The organism is Microbacterium sp. CFH 31415, assembly GCF_022538185.1.
Lineage (GTDB): Bacteria > Actinomycetota > Actinomycetes > Actinomycetales > Microbacteriaceae > Microbacterium.
Genome location: NZ_JAKYXC010000006.1, coordinates 246,367 through 272,584 on the forward strand (window position 1 = coordinate 246,367; position 26,218 = coordinate 272,584).

Here is a 26,218-nt window from a genome sequence, read left to right on the forward strand (position 1 = left end):
CGATCAACGGGAGGCGAGTCAGTGGCGGTAGCCGAGCGATCGTTCGATGTCGCGGGCCGCCCGGTGCAGCTCGACGAGGGCGAACTCGACCTCCGCGTCCCGCGGGAGGACGACCGAGAGCGCCGCGATCACGGCGCCCGTCTCGTCGCGTACCGGGACGGCGACACCCGTGGAGACCTCCTCGATGTACCCCGGAGCAATCGCATGCCCGACGGTGCGGATCTCCGACAGCTTGCGTCGCAGCTGCGCCGGGTCGACGAGCGTCGACGGAGTCAGCCGGACGAGCGGCCCCGACATCACCCTGTCCTGGAGCGCCCGGTCGCCGAAAGCGAGCAGCACGAGGCCCGAGGACGAGGCGTGGACCGGCAGTCTTCCCGCGATTCGGGTGACGTTGGAGCCGGATGCTGGGGCGCTGAGCCGTTCGAGGAACAGGGCCTCGTCGTGCTCGAGGATCGCGAGCTGGGTGTGCTCGCGCACGCGCTGCTGAACGCGCTCCATGTAGGGCAGGGCCGCCTGACGCAGGCGCAGCGCCGAGGACGATCGCGTGGCGAGCTCCCACAGGCGGATCCCGATCCGCACTCGCCGCTCGTCATCGCGCTCCAGCAGTCCTGCCTCGACGAGCTCGCTCACGATCCGGTGGGCGGTCGAGCTCGGCAGCCCGCTGCGACGGCCGATCTCCGCCGCGGTCTGAGCCGTCCGGGTGGGGGTGAACGTCTCGAGCACGCGCACCAGGCGGTCGGTGACCGATTCTCCGGACGGTGAGTTCGCCATGTGCTCAGCATGACACTTCCTCGACGCGATTCCCATTGAGTGGGATCCTCGGCCCACGCTTCGCGCTGCCATCGCACCATGGATGCCAGCATCCTCACCGCGTCGAAGGAGACCCGTGTCGTACCGCACCGCAGCCGCGCCAGAGACTCTGCTCGCCTCGCCGGATCAGGCGTCGCAGTCGGCGATCACCGGCGAGATCACCGAGTTGCACGACCTCTACGCTCGCCGCGAGGCAGGCGGGGAGTCGTTGCCGGCCACGATGCACGACTTCCCCCCGTACCGGTCGAGCATCCTCCGCCACCCGACGAAGAACCCGAAGCTGGTCGACCCCGAGACGATCGAGCTGCTCTCCCCCGCGTTCGGCCAGCGCGACGTGGCGGCGATCGAGTCCGACCTCACACTCCAGCACGCCGGTGAGCCGCTCGGCGAGCGCCTGACCGTCCGAGGGCGTCTGCTCGACTCGTGGGGCCGCCCCCTGGCGAACCAGTTGATCGAGATCTGGCAGGCCAACTCGGCCGGTCGCTACATCCATCAGCGCGATCAGCATCCGGCACCGCTCGACCCGAACTTCACGGGGGCGGGCCGCGCCGTGACGAACGACGCCGGGGAGTACCTCTTCACGACGATCAAGCCCGGGCCCTATCCGTGGAAGAACCACGTCAACGCGTGGCGCCCCGCGCACATCCACTTCTCGATCTTCGGCTCGTCGTTCACGCAGCGGCTGGTCACCCAGATGTACTTCCCCGGCGACCCGCTCTTCGCGCTCGACCCGATCTACAACACGATCTGGCGGCAGAAGGATCGCGACAGCCTCGTCGGCGTCTACGACCACGACCTGACCTCGCCCGAGTGGTCCACCGGTTACCGCTTCGACATCGTCGTGGACGGCCCGGACTCCACCTGGTTCGAGCAGGAAGGCGAGTGACCCCGATGACCGTCCCCGCCAAGACGCACCGCCCGACCCCCGGCCAGACGGCCGGCCCTTTCTTCGCGTACGGAGTCGAGTTTCCGAAGATGCACCAGGTCGCCTTCCCGCACTCGCCGGGTGCCATCGTGCTCGCGGGCACCGTGCTCGACGGCGCCGGGGCGCCGATCCCCGACGCGTTCGTCGAGATCTTCAGCGCTGACGCAGACGGGACGATCCCGCGTGCGCGCGGCTCGTTCCACCGCGACGACCACACCTTCACGGGCTTCGGCCGCGCCTTCACGAGCGATGAGGGTCGCTTCGAGTTCTGGACCCGCAATCCGGGTGCGGTCGCGGGGCGCGCGCCCTTCTTCGCGGCCATCGTCTACGCCCGCGGGCTTCCCGACAAGCTCCACACGCGCATCTACCTTCCCGATGACGCCGACGCCCTCGCCGCGGATCCGCTCCTCGCATCGCTCGAACCTGAAGACCGCGCGACCCTGATCGCGACCCGCACTCCCGACGGTCACCTGCACCACGACATCCGCCTGCAGGGCGAGAACGAAACGGTGTTCCTTGCCTTCTGACGCGAGATCCTTCGACAGCGGGCTGCTGACTCCGGTGGCGGCCGGACACGACGAACTCGTCGGCGACGGCGCCGTCCTCGACGCACTGGTGACCGCCGAAGTCGCTCTCCTGCGCGCGCTCGCCGCCGAGGGCCTGGTCTCCGGCGACGTGGCGGAGCGGGTCTCGCACGCGCTCGGCTGGCAGGGCAGCGAGATCGGATGCCGCGGCCACGGCGTGACGGCGGAAGAACTCGCCACCGCTGCCGTCGGCGGCGGCAACCCGGTCATCCCCCTGGTCGTGCGGCTTCGCACGGCGGTCGCCGATGACGACGCGCCGTGGATCCACCGCGGAGCGACCAGCCAGGACATCCTCGATACGGCACTCATGGCGATCGCGCGGTCCGCCGTCGCGCGGATCATCGGCGACCTCGACCGCACGGCGGACACCCTCGGCGCCCTGGCTCGAGCCCATGCCGCCGAGGCCGCTGCGGCGAGGACCCTCACCCAGCACGCGGTGCCGACGACCGTCGGCGCCCGGATCGCCGGCTGGGAACGCGGCATCCGTCGTGCCATCGAACGCCTCGGTGGCGTGCACGGCGAACTGCCCGCGCAGCTCGGCGGAGCCGCAGGCACCCTCGCGTCGTACGTCGACGAGTTCGGCGCCGACGCCGCCTCCCGTCTCCCGCGCGCCTTCGCCGTCGAGCTCGGTCTGCGGGCTCCCGACGCGCCGTGGCACTCCGAGCGCTCGCCCGTCACAGAGCTCGGCGACACGCTGGTGCAGGTGCTCGACGCGCTCGGCAAGATGGCATCCGACATCGCGACGCTCGGTCGCACCGAGATCGGTGAGCTCGCCGAGGGCGCCGGCGGAGGCTCGAGCGCGATGCCGCAGAAGCAGAACCCGGTCGCCTCCGTCCTGATCCGCTCGGCCGCCCTGCGCGCTCCACAGCTCGGGGCGACCCTTCACCTGACGTCTGCGCTCGCCGTCGACGAGCGTCCCGACGGCGCCTGGCACGCGGAGTGGCCGACGCTGCGCGAACTGCTGAGGCTCACGCTCGGGGCAGCGGCGCATGCGGCCGGGCTCGCAGCCGGGCTGCGAGTCCAGAAGGGCCCCGTCGCGCGCAACCTCGCGCTGACGGGCGGTCTCATCGTGAGCGAGCGCCTGCGTCATGCGCTGCAGCCTCTCATCGGCGTGGACCGTTTCGCGGCGCTGCTCGCGGGGCCCGGTGATGGCCTCGCCGCGCGCGTGCGCGCCCTCCCCGAAGCGGCGGCGTTCGACCTCGACGACCTGCTCGACCCCGCACGGTATACCGGGCTGGCCGAGGAGTTCGCGACCGGCGGCGGCGACACGGAGCGCGACTCATGACCGTGCCGGTCGTCACGCTCACGTCGCCGATCGGCCCCGCGGACGCTCCGCTGCTCGTGCTCGGCCCGTCTCTCGGGACGTCGACGATCCTGTGGGAGACGGTCGCGCCGCTGCTCGCCGACCGGTTCCGGATCGTCGCGTGGGACCTGCCCGGACACGGCTCGTCCCCGGCCGCCGTCGCCGGCTTCAGCGTCGGCGAACTTTCCGACGCCGTCGCGGAGTCCGTTCCTGCCGGCCCCTTCTTCTACGCGGGTGTCTCACTGGGCGGTGCGGCCGGCCTCGAGCTGATGCTGCGCCACCCCGACCGGGTGCGCGCCGCCGCGATCGTCGCCTCCGGGGCGCAGCTCGGCGAGCCCGAGGCCTGGCACGAACGGGCGGCGCAGGTGCGCGCGCAGAGCACGTCGAGTGTGATCATCGCGTCGGCGCAGCGCTGGTTCGCCGACGGGTCCGTGGCGAGGCATCCCGAGCTCACCGGGCGTCTGCTGCACGCACTGCAGGACGCCGACGACCAGAGCTACGCCCTGTGCTGCGAAGCGCTGGCTCGGTACGACGTGCGCGACCGGCTCGCTGAGATCGAGGCGCCCGTCCTCGCGCTGTGGGGGGAGCACGACGGCGTCGCCCCACGCGAGAAGGCCGCAGAGATCGCCTCGGGTACGAAGCGCGGAGGCATCGAGATGGTGCCGGATGCTGCGCATCTGCCGCCCGCCGAACAGCCAGAGGCAGTCGCCGCGATGCTCAGAGACTTCTTCGCCCGAGTGGAAGGAACGGCCGATGACACGACCGGACGGTGAGGGACTCACCGACGAGGAGCGCTACGACCAGGGCATGGTCGTTCGCCGCGAGGTGCTCTCCGACGCTCACGTCGACCGGGCGATCGCAGGGACGACCGAGCTGACAGCGGATTTCCAGGACTTCATCACCCGTGTCGCGTGGGGGGACGTCTGGTCGCGCCCGGGGCTCGATCGCCGGTCGCGCTCGATCGCCGTGCTGACGTCGCTGATCGCGCACGGTCACCACGAGGAACTCGCCATGCACGTGCGGGCGGCGTTGCGCAATGGGCTCACCGTCGACGAGATCCGCGAGGTGATTCTGCAGTCCGCCGTGTACTCGGGGGTCCCCGCCGCCAACACGGCCTTCCGCGTGGCGAACGAGGTCCTGGCGGAGGAGACCTCGTGATCGACAAGACGGTGACGGATGCCGCAGCCGCGGTCTCGGGCATCCAGGACGGCGCGACGGTGATGATCGGGGGGTTCGGCCGCGCCGGGCAGCCGGTCGAGCTCATCGACGCCCTGATCGAGCAGGGGGCTTCCGACCTCACGATCGTGAACAACAACGCCGGAAACGGCGACACCGGTCTGGCGGCGCTGCTCGCGAAGGGACGGGTGCGCAGGGTCGTCTGCTCGTTCCCGCGTCAGCATGACTCGTGGGTGTTCGACAGGCTCTACCGTGCCGGCGAGATCGAACTCGAGCTGGTCCCGCAGGGCAACCTGGCTGAGCGGATCCGGGCGGCCGGTGCCGGCATCGGGGCGTTCTTCTCCCCCACCGGCGTGGGAACCGAGCTCGCCGAGGGAAAGGAGCTGCGCGAGATCGACGGCCGGATGTTCGTGCTGGAGCATCCGATCAAAGCCGACTACGCCCTGATCTCGGCGCTGCGCGCCGACCGGTGGGGCAATCTCGTCTACCGCGAGACGGCCCGCAACTTCGGACCCATCATGGCCACCGCCGCGACGACGACGATCGTCCAGGTGGATGAGCTCGTCCCGCTCGGCTGGATCGACCCCGAGACGGTCGTGACGCCGGGCATCTTCGTGGACCGTGTCGTCGCTGTGGGCGAGCGCTCGTGGCTGCGCGACGGCACCTTCGTCGGAGGCGTGGACATCGAAGGACGCCCGGCGCATCCGGTTGAGGCACCTGCGGAGGTGGACCAATGAGCAGCCGGATCAGCCGGGATGCGCTCGCCGCCCGGATCGCCGCCGACATCCCCGAGGGCTCGTACGTGAACCTCGGGATCGGTGCTCCGACGCTCGTGGCCAACTACCTGCCCGATGATCTGGAGATCATCCTGCACACCGAGAACGGCTTGCTGGGGATGGGGTCGGCGCCGGAGTCGGGCTCGATCGACCCCGACCTCATCAACGCCGGCAAGCAGCCGGTGACGGCACTCGCCGGCGCCGCGTACTTCCACCACGCCGACTCCTTCGCGATGATGCGCGGTGGCCACCTCGACGTGTGCGTGCTCGGCGCGTTCCAGGTCTCGCAGAGCGGTGACCTCGCCAACTGGTCGACCGGCGCACCGGGCGCGATCCCCGCCGTCGGAGGAGCGATGGACCTCGCCATCGGCGCCAAGGAGGTCTTCGTGATGACCGACCTCCTCACGAAGGCGGGCGAGTCCAAGCTCGTCGCCGCATGCACCTACCCGCTCACTGGCGTCGGATGCGTCACGCGCGTGTACACGGACCACGCCGTCTTCGACGTGGTCGACGGCCGGTTCGTGGTCCGCGAGGCATTCGGCGACAACACGGTCGCGTCGCTCGCCGAGCTCACGGGCCTCGAGCTGGCATCGATGGCGGATGCCGCGGCATCCGTCGAGGGCACCTGACATGCTCGCCGCATATGTCTACGACGCCGTCCGCACGCCGTTCGGCCGCGCCGGCGGCGCACTGGCGGGGGTCCGGCCCGACGATCTCGCCGCGGTGGTGATGCGGGCCGTCGTCGACCGGACGGGCCTGGATCCGGCGCGCATCGACGATGTGATCTTCGGCGACGCCAACCAGGCCGGGGAGGACAACCGCAACGTCGCCCGTTTCGGCGCCCTCCTCGCGGGCTTCCCCACATCGGTGTCGGGGGTGACGGTGAACCGGCTCTGCGGATCCTCGGTGGAGGCGGTCATCCAGGGGTCACGGGCGATCGAGGCCGGTGATGTCTCGGTCGTGCTCGCCGGGGGCGTCGAGTCGATGAGCCGCGCCCCGTTCGTCGTCGAGAAGTCGCCGAAGCCATGGCCGGCGGTGGGGAATCAGACGCTGTGGAACACCGCGATCGGCTGGCGGATGACGAACCCGAGGCTGCCGCAGGAGTGGACGATCTCGAACGGGCAGTCGGCGGAGAAGCTGGCCGGCATCTACGGGATCCCCCGCGATGCGCAGGACGCGTTCGCCCTGCGCAGCCATCGGCTCGCCGCCGAGGCCTGGGCAGCAGGCGCCTACGACGCCGAGATCGTGCAGGTTCCCGGTGCTGCGCTCACGCGCGATGAGGGGATTCGCGACGACACCTCGCTGGAGAAGCTGGGGTCGCTCAGGGCCCTGTTCGCGGCTGACGGAACGGTGACAGCGGGCAACTCGTCGCCGATCAACGACGGAGCCTCGGCCGTTCTCCTGGGCGCCGAAGGCGCCCTCGACTCGGATCCGCTCGCGCGGATCACGGGTCGAGGGGTGTTCGGAAACGATCCCGACGTTTTCGGCGTCGCACCTGTCGAAGCCGCGAACCGGGCATTGGCGCGGGCCGGGCGCACATGGGCGGACGTGGATCTGGTCGAGCTCAACGAGGCCTTCGCGTCGCAGTCGCTCGCATGTCTCGCCGGGTGGCCGGACCTCGATCCCGCGAAGGTCAACGTCCACGGCGGGGCGATCGCGATCGGACACCCCCTCGGCGCGTCCGGGGGACGGATCATCGGGCATGCCGCCCATGAGCTGCGTCGCCGGGGCGGCGGGGTCGCCGTCGCGGCCCTCTGCATCGGCGTCGGTCAGGGGCTGGCGGTCGTGCTGGAGCGCTGAGCCCGGTCGGACGGACGGCCGGCGATGCGGTCCGCGATGAGCTTCGCACCGCCGGACGATGTGAAGCCGCCATCGACGGGCAGCTCGGCGCCGGTCACGTACGAGGCGGCGTCGGACAGCAGGAAGGCGACCGTCCGGGCGACTTCGTCGGCGTCCGCCGTGCGTTCGAGCGGCGTGAGCTCGAGCTGTGCGGTGCGCATCGAGCCGGGAGCCGACGACGTCATCGGAGTCTCGACGAACCCGGGATGGACGATGTTCACCCGGATGCCGCGCGGTCCGAGCTCGGTCGCGGCGGCGTGAGTGAGTCCGCGCAGTCCCCACTTGCTCGCGGTGTAGGCCGCGGGGTAATGGCCCGTCAGCGCAGCGGACGATCCGACGTTGACGATGGACGAGCCTGCGTGCAGGACAGGCAGCACGCTCTGGATGCCGAGCATGGCGCCCGTGAGGTTGACCGAGAGCACTCGATCCCAGTCCGCGCGCTCGAGATGGCCGAGGCGAGCCCGGTGCGTGATGCCGGCGTTGTTGACCAGACCGTGCAGCGGCCGGCCGCCGAGCTCGCCGCGCAGCCATTCGGCGTATTCGGCCCAGTCGGCTTCGTCGGCCACGTCGAGCCGGCGGTAGGCCGCCCCCGCCTCGCGCAGCGAAGCGGGGATCTTCTCGCCGAGGTCCGACGCGAAGACCACCGCACCGGCGTCCGCGAGCAACCGGACCTCGGCAAGACCCTGTCCTGCAGCAGCGCCGGTGACGACGACGGTTGCACCGTCCAGGCCGGGGAAGGTCATCGCTGGGTCTGGACTGTGAGTTCGTGGCCGCCGGCGGCGACTTCCTCGGCCGCGCGCGCGAAGATGCCGCGCATCCAGGTGTGCTCGGGGTCGCGCGCATGGACCGGATGCCACCATAGGGCGTTGACGACGGGTGTCGCGTCGAAGGGCACCTCGAGCACGCGGATGCCGTCCACCCTGCTCGCCGTCGATGCCAGGCCAGCCTGGATGAGCCCCAGACGGTTGGTCCCGGCGATGAAGTGCGGCAGCGCGAGGAAGCTCTCGACGACGGCTTCGACGCGTGGCTCGACGCCGAGCTGCTGGAGCTGCCGCGCCGCGGAGGTGAAGGCGGTCCGGGTCTGGAACGTGAAGACCCAGGGAAGCCGGCCGAGCACCTCCATGGTCAGTGCGTCGCCGATCTCGTCGTTGTCGTCGGAGGCGAGGACGACCCAGCCGTCGCGCCAGAGGTCGGCGTAGGGCAGCTCAGTGAGGTGGCCGTGCGGGATCACCATGCCGTCCACGGACCGCAGGCGCACGGCGGCGTCCTCGACGATCGAGGGGTTGTGGAGCATGAACCGCAGACGCACGCCCGGCGCCTCCTCTGCGGCGAGCCGCGACACAGCAGCTCCGATCGTGGCGAACCCGTAGTCGGAGCCGTAGATGGAGAACTCGCGCGAGGAGTCGTGCGGCGTCCAGATGGCCTGGCTCTCGAACACCCGCCGCGCGGCATCCAGTGCCGTCGTCGTGTGCTCGGTCAGCCGCAGGGCGAGGGGGGTGAGTTCGTAGGTGTTGCCCCGCCGGGCGAGGATCGGGTCATTGAAGTGGGTGCGAAGCCGGGCGAGCGATGCGCTGAGGGCCGGCTGGCTGAGATGAAGGCGCTCCGCAGCCCGCGTCACGCTGCGCTCCGTCAGGAGCGCGTCCAGGGCGACCAGCAGGTTGAGATCGAGACGAGAGAGCAGGGGATCGGACACGGCGTTGTGTTCCTTCGGACTAAGTTCGCTGAGCACAGTGTATCCGTGTGATCTATATGGTGCCGAGGGGCCATCGCCCGTGGCGATGGGCTCCGTCTTAGTTATGCGCGTATAGATCTTACTTATGCATGAATACAGCTAAACAGAGTAGGCTCGCGAGGAATCGCCCCTGCAGAGAGTGAGCATCGATGCTTCTCGAACGAGACCTGATCCAGTCCGTCGGCTTCCGCAACGTCCGCGAGGGGAGCGAGGTCATCGGCTTCCAGCTGCGCCTGCGCATGCAGTCGTACCGCGGGATGGCGGCATCCCTCATCGACGGCGTCTCGGTGCGCGTCGGCGACGTCGTCGACGTCGGACCGGAGGTGCCGCTGTGGACGCTGCAGGGGCGCACATACTCGCTGGCGGAGCTGTGGGACTCGGACGACGTGCGGTGGCCGCTCGAGGATCCCGCGATCATCACGGTTCCGTTCGCCGGAGGCCTGCCCGAGGGCATCCACGAGGTGAGCGTCGAACTGCGGCTGCGGATGTCGTACATCCCTCTCGAGCATCAGCCGTCGACCTACCGCCAGACCAAGCGCATCACCTTGACCTCGGATCTCGACGGCGGCCCGTTCCGCTACGGCGTGAGCCTCTACAGCTTCATGCACGACTTCGGGACGGTGCTCGACCTCGAGACCGCACTCGCCCACGTCGCCGATGTCGGTGCGACGGGCGTCGAGATCCTCGGCGAGGGCCACGTCGCCGGTTATCCCGAGCCGTCCACCCAGTGGATCGACACGTGGTTCACCCTGCTCGACCGATACGGGCTGGAGCCGACGAACTACGGCTCGTGGATCGACACCAGACTGCATTCGAGCGGACCGAACGCACGGGATCTCACCGCTCGGGAAGGTGCCGCGCTGCTGCAGCGCGACCTCAGGCTCGCGAAGCGCCTCGGGTTCTCTTTCGTGCGCCCGAAGATCGGCGTGATCACGAGCGACCTGGTGCCTCACCCGAGCTGGACTGAAGCCGTCGAGCGCAGCCTCGACCTCGCCGCCGAGCTCGACGTCGTCATCGCTCCCGAGATCCACTCGCCGACCCCGATCAAGCACGAGGTCGTCGACGACTACGTCGACCTCATCCAGCGCACCGGCACCCAGCACTTCGGCCTGCTGATCGACACCGGCATCTTCCAGGACCGGCCGATCCCGCTGCGACCGGGCGAGCTGCCCGGTCAGCGCCCGGCCTTCCTCGACGGCATCGGCGTCGACCCTGCGGACCTGATCGACATCGGTGAGTACGTCGTGTTCGTGCAGGCCAAGTTCCACGACATCGACGACGACCTCGTCGACCAGCAGATCCGGTGGGAGCCGGTGCTGCAGGGGCTCAAGGACGCCGGCTACGCCGGCTGGCTGTCCAGCGAGTACGAGGGCGACCGTGCCCCATGGCGCTCGATCGAGCAGGTGCGCCGCCAGCACGCGCTGATGCGCCGTGTCGCCTCCCGGCTGCGCTAGCGCCGGCATCCCATCTGATCCGACAGGAGACCCGCATGCCCAATGGGCTGATTCACGACGACAGCCTGCGGCCTCACCGCGAAGGACTGGCCCTGAGGCTGACCCTGCCGTGGTACCGCAGCCTCTGGCTCTCGTCGGTCTCGACGCTCGAGCTCACCGTAGACGGGCAGCGCGTGCCCGCAGTCGATCTCGTGCTCGAGCACGCAGGCAGGCGGTATTCCCTCGATGAACTGCCCGCGCAGAGCGAGGCCCTGTGGTTTCTGCAGGAGCATCCGCTGCTGATCGCAAGGCGTTCGGCGCCCCTCGCCGTCGGCGAGCAGCACGACATCGTCTTGCACGGCGAGTTGCGTCTGCCGTACATGCAGATCACGCCCGGGGAGGACGGCGGTCCCGGGCTCTACGTGCCGAACATCGTGCACGACGCGAAGCGCCTGACGGTGACGGAGACGGATGCCCCGGCCCCGGCGCTCATGCCGGATGTGGCGCCCCCACCGCCGGCGAGCGAGTCCGATCCGTTCCGACTGGGCCTGACGCTCTACTCGGCGAGCGCCGAGTTCCGCGCCGGATGGTTTGATTTCGCCGGGCTGCTCGACCGGGTCGCCGAGCTCGGCATCGGGCCGGGCATCGAGATCGTCGCCTCTCAGGTGCTGCCCACCTACCCCGTCGTCTCCGACGACTTCGTGCGGGCGTGGCGCGACGCGTTCGACCGACACGGTTTCGTCGCCAGCTCGTTCGGCGCGAACCTCGACATGGGCCGCCGGCGTGACCGCGACATGACGGCGGACGAGGAGTTCGAGTTCTCGGAAGTCATGCTGGACGGCGCCAAGAAGCTCGGGTTCCCGCTCGTGCGCATCCAGTCCGCCAAGCCCGCACTGCTGCGCCGCCTGCTGCCTGTCGCCGAGCGGCTCGAGCTGCAGCTGGCCTATGAGATCCACGCTCCGCTGGGGCCGAACGCGGAGCCGATCCTGCGTGTCCGCGAGACGTACGCAGACCTGGAGTCGCCGCTTCTCGGCTTCGTGGCGGACTTCTCCTCCACGATGCATGCCATGTCGCCCACGCTGCTGCGCGCAGTGCGGCGTGCCGGACTGGACGATGAAGCAGTCGCCACCCTCCAGCGGGTCTGGGCCACGGACGCTCCGATCCGCGAGCGCCAGCAGGAGTTCATCGGGTACCTGCAGGGTCGTGACTTCGATCCGGGCCGGCTCGGGGCGTTCGCTCACCTCGCCTTCAACATGCACGGGCACGTCGACCCGCACGAGTGGGCCGACATCATGCCGCAGATCCTGCACGTGCACGCCAAGTTCTACGACATCGACGAGTCCGGTCAGGAGCCCGCCATCGACTACCCCGAGCTCGTGCGCGTGTTCGTCGAGAGGGGCTATCGCGGATTCTGGTCGAGCGAATGGGAGGGGCACGCCTTCGCTGAGCTCGGGGAGGTCGACCCCCTGCTGCTCGTGCGCCGCCAGCACGATCTCATCCGCCGCTCGATGCGCAACCTCCAGCCCCCGACACCGGCGCCGATCACGGCCACATCGACCCTGCCGACCCCGCCGCGCGTCTGACGATCGACGCCATCGCGCAGTGGCTGGCAGGCTGAAGCAGGGCAGCGTGCGTCAGCACCATGAAGGAGCGAAGTGAACCAGGAGAGCGCCGAACTCATCCGGGCGAGCATGCGGGGGAATGTCGACGTCGAGGCAACCGCGACCGGCCTGAAGCCGGTGCGGTTGCCGCTGAGAGCGCGCGCTCAGTCCGACTCGGACTGGATGTGGTTCGCGGCGGAGAACGCGTCAGGCGTGCGCTGCGAGTTCCGGACGGCGGCGACCTGGATCGAGCTCACGGTGGAGACGACCGGTCTGCGTCTGCCGTGGGTTCCCGTTCAGGAATGGTGGGCCGTATTCTCGGCGACGGTGGACGGCCGGCCGGTCGGTGATGCGCGTGTCACGGGTGGATCGGAACTGCACCTGGGGTGGCCGGGCGGACCGCGACTCGTCCAGGGCGAGCCGGTCGTCGTGCGATTCGATCTGGGTGGGACGGGAGCTGAGGACCGCCGCATCGTCGTCTGGCTTCCTCAGACCGAGGCCGTCGAGATCCGCGACATACGGGCCGATGCACTGCTTCGATCTGCCGAACGCCTGGACCAGCTGCGGTGGTGGCACCACGGCAGCTCCATCAGCCACTGCATCGAAGCGGCGACTCCCCTCGGCGTATGGCCCGTCGCGGCAGCCGACGAGCTGGATCTCGACGTGACCAACCTCGGCTTCGCCGCGAACGCTCACCTGGATCCCTTCACCGCGCGGGCGATGCGCGACTCCGGTGCCGACCTCCTCAGCCTGAAGATCGGCATCAACATCGTGGGTGGTGACACCATGAAGCGGCGGACGTTCGTCCCCGCCGTGCACGGGTTCCTCGACACGATCCGCGAGGGCGCCCCGACGACGCCGATCCTGCTGGTCTCGCCGATTCTCTGCCCCATGCACGAGGACGCACCCGGCCCGACCGTCACCGACCCCGAGACGGGCGAGCGTCGCGGAACGCCCGTCGGCACGCCCGACCCGTTCAATCCGCCCCTCACGCTGCGCTCGGTGCGCGAGATCCTGCAAGACGTCGTCCGGACGCGCGCGGTCGCCGACCGCGCGCTCTTCTACCTCGACGGTCTGGACCTCTTCGGTGCGGGCGACATCGCCGAGCTGCCTGATGGCCTTCACCCGAGCGCCGCCGGATATCTGATGATTGCGGAGCGCTTCGCCGCAGCTCCCGTCGTCGCCGAGTGGATGGCCGCGGCGGGGCCGGGCGCCGGGCTTCGACAGGACGCCGAGCAATGACCGGCCAGAACACCTTCCGGAACCCGGTGCTCGGGGGCGACCGTCCTGATCCCGCCGTCATCCGGGTCGGCGATGAGTACTGGATGACGTACTCGTCGTTCGAGTCGGCACCCGGCCTGCTGCTCTACCGATCTTCGGACCTCGTGAACTGGACCTACGCCGGATCAGCGCTCGCCGAACCGGTCGGCAGCACCTTCGCGGTCGACATCGCGGAGGTGGGCGGACGTTTCTTCATCTACATCCCGTTCATCCCCGCGCCGTGGTCGACCCTCACTGCTCCCGCGATCTTCGTGATCCACGCCGATTCGATGGAGGGTCCGTGGTCGGACCCGATCGACCTCGGCATCCGCGGCGCGATCGACCCGGGCCACGTCGTCGGCGAGGACGGCAAGCGGTACCTGTTCGTCAACGGCATCCGTCGCATCCAGCTCACCGACGACGGGCTGGCGACGGTCGGCGACCTCGAGCAGGTCTACGACGGGTGGCGCTATCCCGACGAATGGATCACCGAGGCGTACGCGCTCGAGGGTCCGAAGCTCTTCTGGCGCGACGGATGGCTCTATCTCGTGAGCGCGGTCGGAGGCACCGGCGGTCCGCCGACGGGTCACATGGTGATCGTCGCGCGATCCCGGTCAGTGGACGGTCCGTGGGAGAACAGCCCGCACAACCCGGTGACGCGGACGAAGGATGCTGCCGAGAAGTGGTGGTCGCGCGGACACGCGACGATCCTCGCCGGACCCGCGGGCGACGGATGGTGGATGCTGTCCCACGGCTACGAGAACGGCTACCGCACGCTCGGACGGCAGATCCTCCTCGAGCCGGTGACCTGGTCCGATGACGGATGGCCTGTGGGCGCGACGGACATCAGTGAGCTCGCAGCCCCCGCGGGGGCGGCGCCCCAGCGGACCGCTGCCGGGTTCCACGACGACTTCCAGACCCTCCGGCTGGGGGAGCGCTGGACCTTTCACGCGCCGTCGCCCGGCGAGCTCGGTCGGGTCCGCGCCGCTGGTGACGGTCTTGTGCTCGCGGGCAAGGGCGCGTCCGTGGGCGATACATCGCCGCTCACGGTCGTCGTCGATCAGCACGCCTACGAGATCGAGGTCGACGTCGAACTCACCGACGGCGGCACGGAGGCAGGTCTTCTCCTCTACTTCAACGACCGGCTGTTCTGCGGCATGGGCGTCGACGGCGAACGGATGCTGAGCTACATGGGCGGACATGTCTCGCACTGGCGTGAACCGGCGCCCGTCACCCGCCGGCTGCAGCTCCGGCTGCAGAACGATCGCCACATCGTCACCGGGTGGTATCGCGCGCCAGGCGGTGAGTGGACGCGGCACCAGATCCGGTACGAGACCTCGGGTTACCACGCCAACACGATGGGCGACCTGCTGAGTCTGCGCCCCGCCCTCTTCGCGGTCGGCACGGGCTCTGCGCGGTTCCGGGGCTTCCGGTACCGCCCGCTCAGCTGACGAGAAGTTCGACCGACTGCATCGATGCGAGCGTCGATCCGACGTGCAGGCGGAAGACGCCCGGTTCGACGACGAAACGGGGTTGCGCGGCATCCGTCATCCAGAATCCCAGCTGGTCCCGCCCGATCTCGAACGTGAATGACGCAGTCTCCCCTGGAGTGAGGGTGCGGCGCTCGAAGGCGACGAGCCGGCGCACGGGCGGGGCGACGCTGGCGACCACGTCTTCGACGTAGACCTGCACCACGTCGTCGCCGGACCGGGCCGACGTATTCGTGACGTCGAGAGACACGGTCACGGCGGCTCCGGCATCCAAGGCGGAGCACTCTACGTGCTCGCGGGAGACCGTGGGCGAGCCACACGCGAACGTGGCGTAGCTCGAACCGTGGCCGAAGGAGAACTGCGGCCCGAGCTCGAGGTCAAGGTACTTCGACGTGAACTTGTCCTGCAGGTTGTCGGGTCCGTGAAGACCGACATCGGTCTCGTCGGCGCTGAGGGTTCCCCCCGTCGTGGCAGGGCGGCCGGTGTTCTCGTGGGCGTAGTGGATGGGGATCTGCCCGACGGACCGCGGCCACGACATCGGCAGGCGACCGGCCGGATCCTCGTCGCCGAGGAGCACGTCGACGATCGCAGCAGGGGCCTCGGTTCCTCCGTGCCACGCGGCGACGACCGTAGGGGCGTGCTCGATCCAGTCCGCCACGACCAACGGACGGCCCGACTCGAGCACGACGACGAACGGAGTCCCGGTGCCGGCAACGGCGCGGATGAGGTCCTCCTGGCGCCCGGGAAGGCGCAGGTCGCTGCGTGAGGCGGCTTCACCCGACAGTGCGCTCGGCTCTCCGGCGCAGATCACGACCACGTCGGCGGAGTGGGCGGCCGCGACGACGGCGGGAATCCCGGACCCGTCTTCGTCGAGGAATCCCACCCCGGGGAGGATCTCGAGGACTGCGTCGGGCAGGCGATCGCGGAGTCGGTCGGCGATCGTTCCGGCGCGCGCTCCGAAGTACTGCGTCCACGCGCCGAGATGGTCCGTCGAGTCTGCGTAGGGGCCGGTGACCACGACGCGCCGGGGCGAGCCGAGAGGAAGCGTCCCGTCGTTGCGGAGCAGCACACACGCACGTGCGGCCGCGCGGCGCACGAGTCGGCGGCTGCGCGCTGACGGCTCGGTGATCTCCGCATCCTCGTCGACGTACGGGTCGTCGAACAGGCCGAGCCGCTCCTTGAGTGCGAGCACGCGCGCGACGGCGTCGTCCAGCCGGCGACCGTCGATGCGGGTCAGTGCCTCGTCCGTGAGGTCGGCGGGTGCCCCGCCCATCTCGACGTCGAGTCCCGCCTCGAACGCGAGCACGACGGCGGCCGCCTCGTCGCCGGCCACCCGATGCGCGACGAGGTTGCGCACGCCCTCGGCGTCGCCGACGACCACCCCGTCGAAGCCCCACTCGTCCTTCAGCACTCCTGTCAGCAGGCGCCGATTGGCGTGCATCGGCACGCCTGCCACGGTGTTGAACGCCGCCATGACGCCGGCAGCACCCTCCTCCACCGCGGCGCGGAAGGGCTCGAGGTGCACGTTGCGCAGCTGGTGGTCCGAGGCATCCACACCGTTGTAGTCTCGTCCGCCCTCGGGCGCGCCATACGCGACGAAGTGCTTGGCGGTCGCAGCAAGGGAAGTGCGCGACGTGAGGTCGCCCCCCTGGTAGCCCCGCACCATCGCGCGCACCATCGTGCTCGTCAGGTGCACGTCCTCGCCGAAGCCCTCCACGACCCGGCCCCATCGAGGATCCCGCGAGATGTCCGCCATGGGCGAGAAGGTCCAGGTGACCCCGCCCGATCGCGCCTCGGCCGCAGCGAGCGCGGCCAGCTCCGTTACGAGAGCAGGATCGAACCCGGCAGCCTGTGCGAGCGGGACCGGCGCGATCGTCCGCTGCCCGTGGATCACGTCGAGCCCGACGAGGACCGGGATGCCGAGCCGGGACTCCTCGACGGCGACGCGCTGCAGCGAGTTCGTGGCCGCAGCCGACGGCGGCCAGAACACTGACCCGAGGCCGGCGCGCACGAGCTCGGCGGCGTCTTCGAGCTTCGGCCGGAAGACGATCTGCAGCTGACCGAGCTTCTCGCGCAGCGTCATGCGGTCGATCAGTTCACGGATGCGGTCCATCGACATCGGGTTCCTCCTCGGCGATCATCGGGGTGAAACGGCAGGTGCCGCCCGGGACCGAAATCCCGGGCGGCACCGCCGTGCGCTGTCAGCCGATCAGCTGTCCCACGCCGCGTCCATGTCCTCGAGGACCTGGTCGACCGTCTTCTGACCGGTCAGCAGACCCTGGACGCCGGTGCCGAGCGCGTCATAGACGGCGGGGTTCGGCCAGGTGGCGTTCGGGAGTCCGGCGTAGGAGCCGCTGGCGAGCAGGTCGCCGATGGGCTCGTACTGCGGAAGCAGGGTGGCCGGGTCGATGCCCGTGATCGGAACGCTTCCGGAGAGCTCGGCGTACGCCTGTGCGTTCTCGGGCTGGGCGACCCAGTCGAGGAAGGCCTGTGCCGACGCCTTGACGTCGTCGTCGGACGAGGCGTTGATGCCCCACGCGTAGTTCGCGCCGGTGACCGTGAAGGGCTCCTGGCCATCGGCCGGCGGGAACGCCTGCACGTTGAGCTCCGCACCGGTGGCTCCGCTGATCGAGGCGGCGGCGCTGCCCGGGACTGCGGCCGTCAGCGACGTGCCGCCGCCGAGCCCCTGCGTGATGTTGTCGAAGGTGCCGCCGGCGGCGCCGTCCTGGAAGCAGCCCGAGTCGTTCATCTCGACGATGTCCTCGAGCACATCGCGCCAGCCGCTGTCCGCGAAGGTGACGTCACCTGCGGCGCGCTGCTCGTTCCAGTCGGGGTCGGCTGCGTAGACGCGGGTCGCCGAGACGAGCATCGAGAACAGGCCCGTGTTGAACGGGATGCCGCCGGCGAGGACCGTGAATGTCTTGCCGCCGTCGCGGGCGGTCGTGCACGCGTCGAGCAGCTCCTCGTAGGTCGCCGGGTACTCCGAGACGCCGGCCTCGTCGGCAGCGGTGACGTTGTAGACCATTCCGACCGGCGTCAGCGCCGTCGGCTGGGCGTACGTGTCGCCGTCGATCTGGAACTCGGCCTCGGCTCCTGCGGGGATGATGCCGGCGGATGTCTCGTCCAGAGGCTCCAGGAAGTCCGCTTCGGCGAGGGTGATCACCGAGATCGGCTGACCAGTGCCGGGCGCGAGGATCATCACGTCGGCGGCATTGCCCGCCTGCAGCTGCGTGGTGACCTGGTTGTTGTACGCGTCGGAGGGGTAGGGGATGACCTCGACTTCGACGCCCGTCTCGTCCGTATACTGCTGGATGATCTGTGCGTAGAAGTCGTCCTGGTCGTTCGCCTGAGCGACCATGACGCTGAAGGGGGCGGTAGCGTCGCCGCCGTCATCTCCGCTGTTGTCGCCGCCGTTGTCGCCGCCGCCGGAGCAGCCGGCGAGGATGAGGACTCCCGTGAGCGGCGCCGCCAGGAGCGTCCACCGGAGCCGGGAAGCTGTGTGCTGTGGCATTTCGACCCTTTCGTGACTTCGTTGTCGCCAGCGTCGGGTTGCTGGCTCGGCCGCTGGCCGCGCAATCACTCTGACACACATTCGCCGGTTTCTGACATTAGTATCGTTTATGTGGTGCAATAGCCCCAGTGATTCGCGTATTCGGCCGATCACACCGGGTTTTCGCGAAGCAGGACCACAGGCCCCGCGAGTCCTGCCGGCAGTGGTTCCGCGAACGGCTCGAACACCGTCGTCATCGGGGGGAAGATCTGCCCCGTCGGTCGGTCGGCCCCCGCGATCAGTCGATTGCGCCAGGGCGTCGCCACCTCGACCTGGATCACGTTCGCACCCTCGCGCAGCGCGGAAGTGACATCCACGCGGAAGGGCGCCGTCCACGCGACCCCGCAGTCGACGCCGTTGACGACGACGCGCGCGACATCGTGCACCCGCCCGAGGTCGACCCACACCCGCGCGTCGTCGAGAGGGAGACTCTGCTCGAATCGCGACCGGTAGATCGCCGTACCTGAGAACCCGCGCGCCTCGTCGTCCAGCTCCGTCCATAGTGCCGGTCGCGGCAGCGCGATCTCGTCCCGACCGGGCAGGCTCAGCGCCCACTGGTCGCCGCGGAGCGGAACGACGCGGCACGCTGCCAGTCCGTCGCTCGCGGGCTCTTCCTGGGCTGCCCACCCGGCCGGCACCACGAACACGGATCCGAATGGCGGCAGAACGAGCTCGACCACCGTCCGCCCGTCCTGGGTGAGTTCGCCGGACAGCGGCGTCGCCCGCAGCTCGATGGGATCCCACGCACTGAGGGCCCCGACGCGCTGCGGCACCGAGAAACGGACCCGCGCATCCTCGTGCGAGGGGTTGGCCAGAAACGTGACCCGCTGACCGTCGACGATGCGGGCGATGGTGCGGACGGGCGCCCCTGTGAGCTCGAAGTCCGACCGCAGTCCGAGGGAAGCGAACGCCCCCGCCAGGTCCGACGTCGAGATGACGTGCCCGGGCTGGCGGGCACCGGCCCAGATGGCGTCCCGGAGGCGTCGGAAGGCGACCTCGTCATCAGCGAGCGATGGCGTCGACTGCGGGGGCAGCCCCACGACCGTCGCCCCCGCGTCGGCGAGCCGCTCGAGGTGGCGCAGCGCCGAAACGGTGAGGCGGCGGCTCGACCCGCCGAGGACGAGCAGTCGGTACCGGGCGCCCGCAGATCGCAGGGTGCCGTCCACGTCGACGCGCAGGAGCGCCAGCCCCTCGGCATCCACATAGTCGAAGTCGAATCCGTCCGGCACGGTCGTATCGAACTCGTCTCCGAACAGGGCGGTGACCGGAGCCTCCTCGCCGACGAAGACTGCCACGTCGACCGCGGGCTCGCCGGCGGAGAGCACCGCGGAGCAGCGGGCCAGGTAGTCGATCCACGGTCCCGCCATGCCGGCCCACGTCTCCGTCGCCGTGAACGCCTGACCCAGGAACGGCGCCAGGGCCACGCCAGGCGGCGGCGCCGCGAGCGGCTGATGCGGCGAGGTGTGGATGCAGAAGCGCGTCACGCCGAGGGCCAGCTGCAGGTCGGCGACGTGCTTGAGAGTGCGGGGCGACGACGCCCACGGCCGGTCGAAACTGGTGAACGCCTCGGAGCCCGTCCACCTCTTTCCGTGCACATGAGCGACGGATGCCGCACCCTTGAGGTCTGCGACGTACGTCGGCCGCGGCCCCGCCTCCGGATCGAACGTCCACATGGCACCCATCGGCACATCCGCGTGCGACCGCATCGCGAGGTCGTCCCCGAGCTGCGGGCGACGGTCCTCGAGGGCCTCTGCGTAGTAGCGCATGCCGCGACGGTGGGCCTCGGCGGCGAGAGTGGCGTAGTACTCGCCGGAGAGCAGTTCGGCGAGGGTGCGTCGGTAGTCGTACAGGAACCGGTCCGAACAGTCCCCGTCGTCCACGAGGTAGCCGGCGAGCGTCGGCAGCCAGGGCGTGGGGTCGTAGCCGCGCCGGTTCTGGAACCTCTCCGTGATGCGGTCGGTCCAGTTCTGGCTGCCGGCCTCGATGCTGTCGCTGAGCAGCGCGTCGAAGCCTTCCGCCTCGAACCGCGTCAGATGGCGCTGCAGGAACATCTCGACCCGGGCGCCGTCCAGCTTGTCGACTTCGAGGCCGGTCGCGTCCACGAGTGCGGGGCCGTTGGTCTGGCCGGTCAGGGACGCTCCCAGCCGCAGGACGCGCCACCGTCCCGGGGGAGCGTCCCAGTCCAGGCGTCCGTCTCTCACGAGCGCCGTGAGATCGTGCACATCCGATGCTCTGACCGCGGCGGCATCCGCTCGTGCGTCCGTGTCGACGGCGTAGTAGTCCCGCACGACGCCGAAGCCGGCCTTCGTCTCGGCGTGGTGGATGCGGCCGCCCTCGCGGAGTGCGAACTCGGAGACGAGGAAGGCGTCGCTGCGGCGCAGAACCGGCGGCATGCGCACGCCGTCGGCGACGGGCGGGAGAGCCTCGGCAGCACTCGCCCCCGACAGGATCAGCCGGAACCGGCGTGCGGTGACGGGCGCGAACGCGACAGTGCGCGCGGGAACGGAAGTGGCTTCGAGGTGCGCGATGGTCCGAAAGCCGGTGGCGTCGTCGTCGGCCTCGAGCACGGCATCGGGCGGTGGCGCCGCACCGAAGCCGCGCGGACCCGGGAGCCCCACCGTCACGGCGCGGACAGTCACAGGCTCGTCGAACTGGAGTTCGAGCCACGCCGACGACCACCGGTCGGGATCCCGCGGCAGCTCGAGCGCGGCCTCGAAAGAGCCGTCCGTGAGGCAGGCGACGTCGGCCAGTGGAGCCGAGCCGCCGACGCGGTCGGGTCGGAGCACGTCGTGGGCGTCGTCCGCGGGGAAGCCGACGACGCGCCAGTCCGTAGCCCACGGCTCCCGCGGAGCGGCGCCCCAGCGGCGGGCGTCCTGGAAGAGGCCGGCAGCATCCGGAAGCGGGGGCAGCGTCACGGTGCGCCTGCCGCCTCCCTCGACGATCGCCTCCGACCACACGATCTTCTTCATCGCATCGCGCGGCTCCACCCATGGGCCTCCGGCGGCACTCCAGCCCGCCGAGGTGGCGACCGCCAGCTCGAGGCCGAGGTCGGAAGCCGTGCGCATGGCGGTCTGGATCGCCTCGCTCCATGCCGCAGATCCCGGACGTACGGGCTCTGGCACGACGAGTGGAACGCCCATGCCGCCGTCGAACAGCTGAACGCCCCGCACCCCGACGGAGTGGAGCCAGGTGAGGTCGCGGACGATGCCCTCAGGATCGACGTTCCCGTCCATCCAGTGCCACCACGCCCGAGGTCGCGCGTCGTCCGGCGGGCGGAGGAACCTGTTCCAGAGCGCCGCCGGGGTCGGCTTCGAGGGGAGGATCTCCGGCATGCTCTCATCCTCTCCGCCGCACGGCCCTCGACGTGGACCGCGCCACTTATATCCGATATCGCTAGGACTAATGTGTGCTTTCGACGCAAGTGTGTGAAAGTGGCATCAGCGCCACTGACGGCGTGTGACGACGAGGTCAGAGAGCAGATGACAGTGACGATTGAGCGCGATGCCACTCGCACCCTCACGGTGCCTCCCGAAGCCCGCCGGACCCCCCGGCCCCGCGGCCGGCGACCGCTGATCAGCTACGGGCACTGGTGGTGGGCGCTGCCCGCGATCATCCTCGTGATCGCGGTGCACTACGTCGCCAACCTGACCGGCGGGTTCTTCGCCTTCACCAACTGGACCGGCCTGGGCGACTGGGAGTTCATCGGCCTCGACAACTTCGTCCGCATCTTCCAGGACCCGCTGCTCGTCGGGGCGGTGGTCAACACGCTGTTCCTGGCGTTCGGCGCAGTGATCCTGACGAACATCCTCGGACTGGGATTCGCTCTCGCGATCAACCGCACCCTGAAGACGCGCTACATCCTGCGCACGCTGCTCTTCATCCCCGTCGTCCTCAGCCCGCTCGCCGTCGCCTACATCTGGAAGTTCATCTTCCAGTTCAACGGACCGCTCAACGGCTTCCTCGGGGCGATCGGCCTGGAGTCATGGCAGAAGGTGTGGCTGGCCGATCCCACCTGGTCGATCTGGGCCATCCTCCTCACCGTGGTGTGGCAGCAGACCGGCTTCGTCATGGTCATCTACCTCGCCGGCCTCGCTTCGGTGCCGGTCGAGATCGAAGAGGCGGCCGCGCTGGACGGCGCCAACATCTGGCAGCGCTTCTGGCACGTGACGGTCCCGGCCATCCGCCCGTCGATCGCCATCGCCACGACCCTCGGCATCATCCAGGGGCTGCGCATCTTCGACCAGATCTTCGCGCTCACCGGCGGTGGTCCTGCCGGCGCGACCGAGACGCTCGCAACGCAGGTCTACAAGCAGGCGTTCTCCCTCGGTCAGTTCGGGTTCGGCTCGGCGCTGGCGCTCGTCCTCACGCTCATCATCCTGGTCTTCGCCATCCTCCAGCAGTACGCCACCCGCGACCGCAACGCCGTCGGAAGGGCCGCCTGACATGTTCCGCTACACCAAACTCACCGCGGTCCGCGAGGTCGCGATCTGGATCGTCACGCTCATCGGGCTGCTGCCGTTCTACTTCCTCGTCGCCACCGCGTTCAAGACCGACGAGGAGACCCTCACCACGAGCGCGATGACCCCGCCGTCGTCGCTGGACTTCACCGCGTTCGTGGAGGTGCTCACCACGGGTGGCCGCAACAGCATCCCGATGAGCATCCTGAACAGCGTGGTCATCACTGCCGGAGCGATCGCCGGACTCGTGCTGTTCGGCTCCGTAGCGGCCTACGTGATCACCCGCCGTACGAGGACCTGGACGAATCTCACCTTCTACCTCGTGCTGATCGCCATCATCCTCCCCGCGCAGCTGGGCACGGTGCCCCTCTACATCGGTGCGCGAACCGTCGGCCTCACCGGCAACGCGATCGGCATGATCCTGCTCTGGATCGGCATCCTGCTCCCGCTGTCGGTCTTCCTGTACGCGAGCTTCTTCCGCGGGCTGACCACGGAATACGAGGAGGCGGCGGTCATCGATGGCGCCTCACCGACCCAGGCGTTCTTCCGCGTGGTGCTCCCGCTGATGGCACCGGCGACGGGAACCGTCGCGATCCTCGCGGGGCTGATCGTGTGGAATGACTTCTTCAATTCCCTGATCTTCCTCGGGGGATCGACCACGCAGACGCTGCCCGTGGCGATGTACACCTACGTCGGCGGCCTGGTGTCGGCATGGAACAAGATCTTCTCCGTCGTGATCATCTCCATGATCCCGATCCTGCTGTTCTACATGTTCGCGCAGAAGAAGTTCATCCAGGGCTTCGGCGGAGGCCTCAAGGGCTGACGCCGGGCACCGATTCGGGGGCGGCCGGATCGTCGAGCGGACCGCGGGGTCACCCGTGCCGCACGTCGCCCACTCATTCGACACACTGACCGGAGACCCCATGTACCAGCTCGCACCCAACATCGAACTGCTCTTCACCGAGGCCGGCGACTACCACGACAGGGTCCGCGCGGCCGCCGCGGCGGGTTTCGACGCCGTGGAGATGTGGGGCCCGACAGGGGCGGACGCCCCGGCTCAGCCGAAGGACCTGCCGGCGCTGAAGGCCGCACTCGAAGAGACCGGCACGCAGCTCACCGCTCAGCTTGCGGAGCCCCGCACGCAGTTCATGATCCCGCCGTGGGACCACTCGGAGTTCTTCCGCAGGCTCGACGAGGGAGTCGCCATCGCGCAGGACCTCGGCTGCTCGCGGATCGTCGTGGGCAGCGGCACCGGCTTCGGCGGCTGGAAGCGTCAGGTGCAGCTCGACAAGCTCATCGAGATCTACCAGAAGGCGATCGCGCAGATCGGCGGGTCGGGGATCACCCTCGCGCTCGAGCCGGTCAACGTACGCGTCGACCACCCCGGCTCACTGCTGGACCGCACAGCGGAAGCCGTCTATGTCGCCCGCGGCGTGGACTCGTCCTTCTTCGGCGTGCTGTACGACATCTACCACTCGGCCGTCGAGGGCGAGGACATGGCGGCGGAGCTCGAGAACGCGGGTGACCTCATCGCCTACGTGCAGCTCGCCGACGCCCCCGGCCGCGGCGAGCCGGGCAGCGGCTCGCTGGACTGGGCCGAGCGGCTCGGCATCCTGCGGTCGTCGGGCTACGACGGGCCCATCGGCCTGGAGTACTACCCGACGCAGGAGTCCGCGGCATCCGTCGCACTCATTCGAGAAGTGGCGGCGTCGGCATGAGCCGGTACCCCGAGTCCGTCGACGTCGCGATCGTCGGGAGCGGACCCGCGGGGGCCACGTACGCCCGCATCCTGAGCGAGCGCGCTCCCGGCGCCACGGTCGCCCTCTTCGAAGTGGGCCCCACGATCACGGATCCGCCCGGTGCCCACGTGAAGAACATCGCCGACCCGTCCGAGCGGGCCCGCGCGCAGACCCGGTCGGAGGGTCCGCACGCCAGGGCGAGCGAGGACCGGACGGGCGGGATCGTCAAGACCACGCAGCGCCGGGCGCGACCGGGGACCTTTCTGCTCGAGAGCGGCTATCAGGTCGAGGGCGAAGACGGTCTGCCCGTCGCTGCCATGTCGAGCAACGTCGGCGGGATGGCCGCGCACTGGACCGGCGCCTGCCCTCGACCCAATGACAGCGAGCGGATCGCGGTCCTCGACGCGGACGCGACCTTCGACGAGCTGCTCGCCGAGGGGGAGCGACTGCTCGGGGTGACGACGGACGCGTTCGACAGCTCGCCGTATGCCGGACTCGTGCGCGAGCGGCTCTCCGCAGCCGAGGATGCAGGACGCACCGCCACGACACGCGTACAGAGGATGCCGCTGGCGGTGCACCGCAGAGGCGACGGGAATCTCGTGTGGTCGGGCTCGGACGTCGTGTTCGGCGACGTCACGCGTGGGAACGCGCAGTTCACTCTGTACGACGAGTCCCTCGTCACACGTGTGCTGGTCGAAGACGGCCGCGCGGCGGGAGTCGCCGTCGCGGACAGGCGGACGGGCGAGACCTCCGAGATCCGCGCGCGGTTCGTGGTCGTGGCCGCCGACGCCCTGCGCACCCCGCAGCTTCTCTGGGCTTCCGGCGTCCGTCCCGAGGCCCTCGGCCGCTACCTCAACGACCAGGCGCAGATCGTGTTCGCCGTGCGCATCCGCGACCTCGAACCGGCGGAGGGCGAGGACAAAGCGGGTGCCACAGGCCTGAGCGAGTACAGCGGCGTCACGTGGGTGCCCTTCACCGACGATATGCCGTTCCACGGTCAGGTGATGCAGCTGGATGCCTCGCCCGTGAAGCTCGCGGACGACGACCCCGCCGCACCCGGCTCCATCGTCGGGCTCGGGCTGTTCTGCGCGAAGGACCTGCAGGCCTCGGATCGCGTGGAGTTCTCCGACGAGGAGGTGGACGGATACGGGATGCCGGCGATGACCGTGCACTACCGTCTCACCCCGCTCGACGAGGCGGTGATCGCGCGCGGCAAGGAGGAGATCGTCCGCCTCGGGAAGGCCGTAGGGGAACCGCTCGACGACCGGCCGTTCATGATGCCGCTGGGAGCCTCGCTCCACTATCAGGGCACGACGCGACTCGGTGCGGTCGACGACGGCACGAGCGTCTGCTCGGTCGAGAGTGAGGTCTGGGGCGTCGCAGGGCTGTTCGTCGCCGGCAACGGCGTCATTCCCACCGCGACGGCGTGCAACCCCACGCTCACCGGCGTCGCGCTCGCCGTGAACGGCGCTCGGACCATCGCCGCTCGTCTGGCCGAGTGACTCCGCTTGCTTATGTCGATATTCGACATTACACTGCATAA

Annotated in this window: 22 protein-coding genes; 16 read left to right on the top strand and 6 right to left on the bottom strand. The window is 69.6% G+C overall.

Translation table 11 applies throughout. The features are described from left to right. Nucleotides 1-18 precede the first annotated feature (18 nt). Nucleotides 19-771, bottom strand: coding sequence for an IclR family transcriptional regulator (locus tag MK786_RS09140; RefSeq protein ID WP_241111912.1), 753 nt, complete (start codon nucleotides 769-771; stop codon nucleotides 19-21). A gap of 115 nt (nucleotides 772-886) precedes the next feature. Between MK786_RS09140 and pcaH the strand changes: the two genes are divergently transcribed. Genes pcaH through MK786_RS09180 form a run of 8 tightly spaced genes read left to right on the top strand, consistent with a single transcriptional unit; the run spans nucleotide 887 to nucleotide 7,374 of the window. Continuing rightward, a complete protein-coding gene (pcaH, locus tag MK786_RS09145; RefSeq protein WP_241111913.1) occupies nucleotides 887-1,696 on the top strand; it encodes a protocatechuate 3,4-dioxygenase subunit beta in 810 nt (269 codons plus the stop codon). Nucleotides 1,697-1,701: 5 nt separating this feature from the next. Then, nucleotides 1,702-2,262 carry a protocatechuate 3,4-dioxygenase subunit alpha gene (gene pcaG, locus MK786_RS09150; protein ID WP_241111968.1) on the top strand — a complete coding sequence of 187 codons (561 nt, stop codon included), beginning with the start codon at nucleotides 1,702-1,704 and terminating at the stop codon, nucleotides 2,260-2,262. After that, complete coding sequence (locus MK786_RS09155; protein ID WP_241111914.1) at nucleotides 2,252-3,604, top strand: lyase family protein; 1,353 nt, start codon at nucleotides 2,252-2,254, stop codon at nucleotides 3,602-3,604. Before pcaG ends, MK786_RS09155 begins: the two co-directional genes overlap by 11 nt. After that, nucleotides 3,601-4,395, top strand: coding sequence for an alpha/beta fold hydrolase (locus MK786_RS09160; RefSeq protein ID WP_241111915.1), 795 nt, complete (start codon nucleotides 3,601-3,603; stop codon nucleotides 4,393-4,395). Before MK786_RS09155 ends, MK786_RS09160 begins: the two co-directional genes overlap by 4 nt. Beyond that, nucleotides 4,376-4,780 carry a 4-carboxymuconolactone decarboxylase gene (pcaC, locus tag MK786_RS09165; RefSeq protein WP_241111916.1) on the top strand — a complete coding sequence of 135 codons (405 nt, stop codon included), beginning with the start codon at nucleotides 4,376-4,378 and terminating at the stop codon, nucleotides 4,778-4,780. The genes MK786_RS09160 and pcaC overlap by 20 nt, the downstream gene beginning before the upstream one ends. Next, nucleotides 4,777-5,535: a 3-oxoacid CoA-transferase subunit A gene (locus tag MK786_RS09170; RefSeq protein ID WP_241111917.1), complete on the top strand. Its 759-nt coding sequence runs from the start codon at nucleotides 4,777-4,779 to the stop codon at nucleotides 5,533-5,535. Before pcaC ends, MK786_RS09170 begins: the two co-directional genes overlap by 4 nt. Next, the gene (locus MK786_RS09175) at nucleotides 5,532-6,203 is read left to right on the top strand and encodes a 3-oxoacid CoA-transferase subunit B (RefSeq protein ID WP_241111918.1); all 672 of its coding nucleotides are present in this window, start codon (nucleotides 5,532-5,534) and stop codon (nucleotides 6,201-6,203) included. Before MK786_RS09170 ends, MK786_RS09175 begins: the two co-directional genes overlap by 4 nt. A gap of 1 nt (nucleotide 6,204) precedes the next feature. After that, complete coding sequence (locus tag MK786_RS09180; RefSeq protein WP_241111919.1) at nucleotides 6,205-7,374, top strand: thiolase family protein; 1,170 nt, start codon at nucleotides 6,205-6,207, stop codon at nucleotides 7,372-7,374. Here MK786_RS09180 and MK786_RS09185 read toward each other — a convergent pair. Further along, the gene (locus MK786_RS09185; RefSeq protein WP_241111920.1) at nucleotides 7,344-8,156 is read right to left on the bottom strand and encodes an SDR family NAD(P)-dependent oxidoreductase; all 813 of its coding nucleotides are present in this window, start codon (nucleotides 8,154-8,156) and stop codon (nucleotides 7,344-7,346) included. The two genes, MK786_RS09180 and MK786_RS09185, sit on opposite strands and share 31 nt — an antisense overlap. Next, the gene (locus tag MK786_RS09190) at nucleotides 8,153-9,106 is read right to left on the bottom strand and encodes a LysR family transcriptional regulator (protein WP_241111921.1); all 954 of its coding nucleotides are present in this window, start codon (nucleotides 9,104-9,106) and stop codon (nucleotides 8,153-8,155) included. The genes MK786_RS09185 and MK786_RS09190 overlap by 4 nt, the downstream gene beginning before the upstream one ends. Before the next feature lie 188 nt (nucleotides 9,107-9,294). Here MK786_RS09190 and MK786_RS09195 point away from each other — a divergent pair, with 188 nt between their 5' ends. From MK786_RS09195 to MK786_RS09210, 4 genes are all read left to right on the top strand, one after another. Further along, nucleotides 9,295-10,599, top strand: a complete 1,305-nt coding sequence (locus tag MK786_RS09195; RefSeq protein ID WP_241111922.1) for a DUF6379 domain-containing protein — start codon at nucleotides 9,295-9,297, stop codon at nucleotides 10,597-10,599. A 35-nt stretch (nucleotides 10,600-10,634) separates the two neighbouring features. Beyond that, nucleotides 10,635-12,161, top strand: a complete 1,527-nt coding sequence (locus MK786_RS09200; RefSeq protein ID WP_241111923.1) for a DUF6379 domain-containing protein — start codon at nucleotides 10,635-10,637, stop codon at nucleotides 12,159-12,161. A gap of 72 nt (nucleotides 12,162-12,233) precedes the next feature. Beyond that, on the top strand, nucleotides 12,234-13,421 hold the full coding sequence (locus MK786_RS09205) for a GDSL-type esterase/lipase family protein (protein WP_241111924.1): 1,188 nt from the start codon (nucleotides 12,234-12,236) through the stop codon (nucleotides 13,419-13,421). Then, nucleotides 13,418-14,890, top strand: a complete 1,473-nt coding sequence (locus MK786_RS09210; RefSeq protein ID WP_241111925.1) for a family 43 glycosylhydrolase — start codon at nucleotides 13,418-13,420, stop codon at nucleotides 14,888-14,890. Before MK786_RS09205 ends, MK786_RS09210 begins: the two co-directional genes overlap by 4 nt. Here MK786_RS09210 and MK786_RS09215 read toward each other — a convergent pair. The 3 genes from MK786_RS09215 to MK786_RS09225 all read right to left on the bottom strand — a co-directional run bounded on the left by MK786_RS09215 (nucleotide 14,883) and on the right by MK786_RS09225 (nucleotide 21,811). Continuing rightward, nucleotides 14,883-17,048: a glycoside hydrolase family 3 N-terminal domain-containing protein gene (locus MK786_RS09215; RefSeq protein WP_241111926.1), complete on the bottom strand. Its 2,166-nt coding sequence runs from the start codon at nucleotides 17,046-17,048 to the stop codon at nucleotides 14,883-14,885. The genes MK786_RS09210 and MK786_RS09215 overlap by 8 nt on opposite strands. Nucleotides 17,049-17,138: 90 nt before the next feature. Beyond that, entirely contained in the window at nucleotides 17,139-18,440 is a 1,302-nt protein-coding gene (locus tag MK786_RS09220) for an ABC transporter substrate-binding protein (RefSeq protein WP_241111927.1), read from the bottom strand. A 149-nt stretch (nucleotides 18,441-18,589) separates the two neighbouring features. After that, complete coding sequence (locus MK786_RS09225; RefSeq protein ID WP_241111928.1) at nucleotides 18,590-21,811, bottom strand: glycosyl hydrolase; 3,222 nt, start codon at nucleotides 21,809-21,811, stop codon at nucleotides 18,590-18,592. A gap of 147 nt (nucleotides 21,812-21,958) precedes the next feature. Between MK786_RS09225 and MK786_RS09230 the strand changes: the two genes are divergently transcribed. The 4 genes from MK786_RS09230 (at nucleotide 21,959) to MK786_RS09245 (ending at nucleotide 26,177) form a co-directional block, all read left to right on the top strand. Further along, nucleotides 21,959-22,921 carry a carbohydrate ABC transporter permease gene (locus tag MK786_RS09230; RefSeq protein WP_241111929.1) on the top strand — a complete coding sequence of 321 codons (963 nt, stop codon included), beginning with the start codon at nucleotides 21,959-21,961 and terminating at the stop codon, nucleotides 22,919-22,921. 1 nt (nucleotide 22,922) lies between these two features. Then, on the top strand, nucleotides 22,923-23,759 hold the full coding sequence (locus tag MK786_RS09235; protein WP_241111930.1) for a carbohydrate ABC transporter permease: 837 nt from the start codon (nucleotides 22,923-22,925) through the stop codon (nucleotides 23,757-23,759). Between the two features lie 100 nt (nucleotides 23,760-23,859). Beyond that, a complete protein-coding gene (locus tag MK786_RS09240; protein ID WP_241111969.1) occupies nucleotides 23,860-24,654 on the top strand; it encodes a TIM barrel protein in 795 nt (264 codons plus the stop codon). Beyond that, a complete protein-coding gene (locus MK786_RS09245) occupies nucleotides 24,651-26,177 on the top strand; it encodes a GMC oxidoreductase (RefSeq protein ID WP_241111931.1) in 1,527 nt (508 codons plus the stop codon). Before MK786_RS09240 ends, MK786_RS09245 begins: the two co-directional genes overlap by 4 nt. The last annotated feature ends 41 nt before the right edge of the window (nucleotides 26,178-26,218 follow it).

Bases quoted from the DNA above. Each gene is read 5' to 3' on its own strand.
- MK786_RS09140 (WP_241111912.1), bottom strand. From the start codon at position 771: ATGGCGAACTCACCGTCCGGAGAATCGGTCACCGACCGCCTGGTGCGC.
- pcaG (WP_241111968.1), top strand. From the start codon at position 1,702: ATGACCGTCCCCGCCAAGACGCACCGCCCGACCCCCGGCCAGACGGCC.
- MK786_RS09160 (WP_241111915.1), top strand. From the start codon at position 3,601: ATGACCGTGCCGGTCGTCACGCTCACGTCGCCGATCGGCCCCGCGGAC.
- pcaC (WP_241111916.1), top strand. From the start codon at position 4,376: ATGACACGACCGGACGGTGAGGGACTCACCGACGAGGAGCGCTACGAC.
- MK786_RS09175 (WP_241111918.1), top strand. From the start codon at position 5,532: ATGAGCAGCCGGATCAGCCGGGATGCGCTCGCCGCCCGGATCGCCGCC.
- MK786_RS09180 (WP_241111919.1), top strand. From the start codon at position 6,205: ATGCTCGCCGCATATGTCTACGACGCCGTCCGCACGCCGTTCGGCCGC.
- MK786_RS09185 (WP_241111920.1), bottom strand. From the start codon at position 8,156: ATGACCTTCCCCGGCCTGGACGGTGCAACCGTCGTCGTCACCGGCGCT.
- MK786_RS09195 (WP_241111922.1), top strand. From the start codon at position 9,295: ATGCTTCTCGAACGAGACCTGATCCAGTCCGTCGGCTTCCGCAACGTC.
- MK786_RS09200 (WP_241111923.1), top strand. From the start codon at position 10,635: ATGCCCAATGGGCTGATTCACGACGACAGCCTGCGGCCTCACCGCGAA.
- MK786_RS09210 (WP_241111925.1), top strand. From the start codon at position 13,418: ATGACCGGCCAGAACACCTTCCGGAACCCGGTGCTCGGGGGCGACCGT.
- MK786_RS09215 (WP_241111926.1), bottom strand. From the start codon at position 17,048: ATGTCGATGGACCGCATCCGTGAACTGATCGACCGCATGACGCTGCGC.
- MK786_RS09220 (WP_241111927.1), bottom strand. From the start codon at position 18,440: ATGCCACAGCACACAGCTTCCCGGCTCCGGTGGACGCTCCTGGCGGCG.
- MK786_RS09225 (WP_241111928.1), bottom strand. From the start codon at position 21,811: ATGCCGGAGATCCTCCCCTCGAAGCCGACCCCGGCGGCGCTCTGGAAC.
- MK786_RS09230 (WP_241111929.1), top strand. From the start codon at position 21,959: ATGACAGTGACGATTGAGCGCGATGCCACTCGCACCCTCACGGTGCCT.
- MK786_RS09235 (WP_241111930.1), top strand. From the start codon at position 22,923: ATGTTCCGCTACACCAAACTCACCGCGGTCCGCGAGGTCGCGATCTGG.
- MK786_RS09240 (WP_241111969.1), top strand. From the start codon at position 23,860: ATGTACCAGCTCGCACCCAACATCGAACTGCTCTTCACCGAGGCCGGC.
- MK786_RS09245 (WP_241111931.1), top strand. From the start codon at position 24,651: ATGAGCCGGTACCCCGAGTCCGTCGACGTCGCGATCGTCGGGAGCGGA.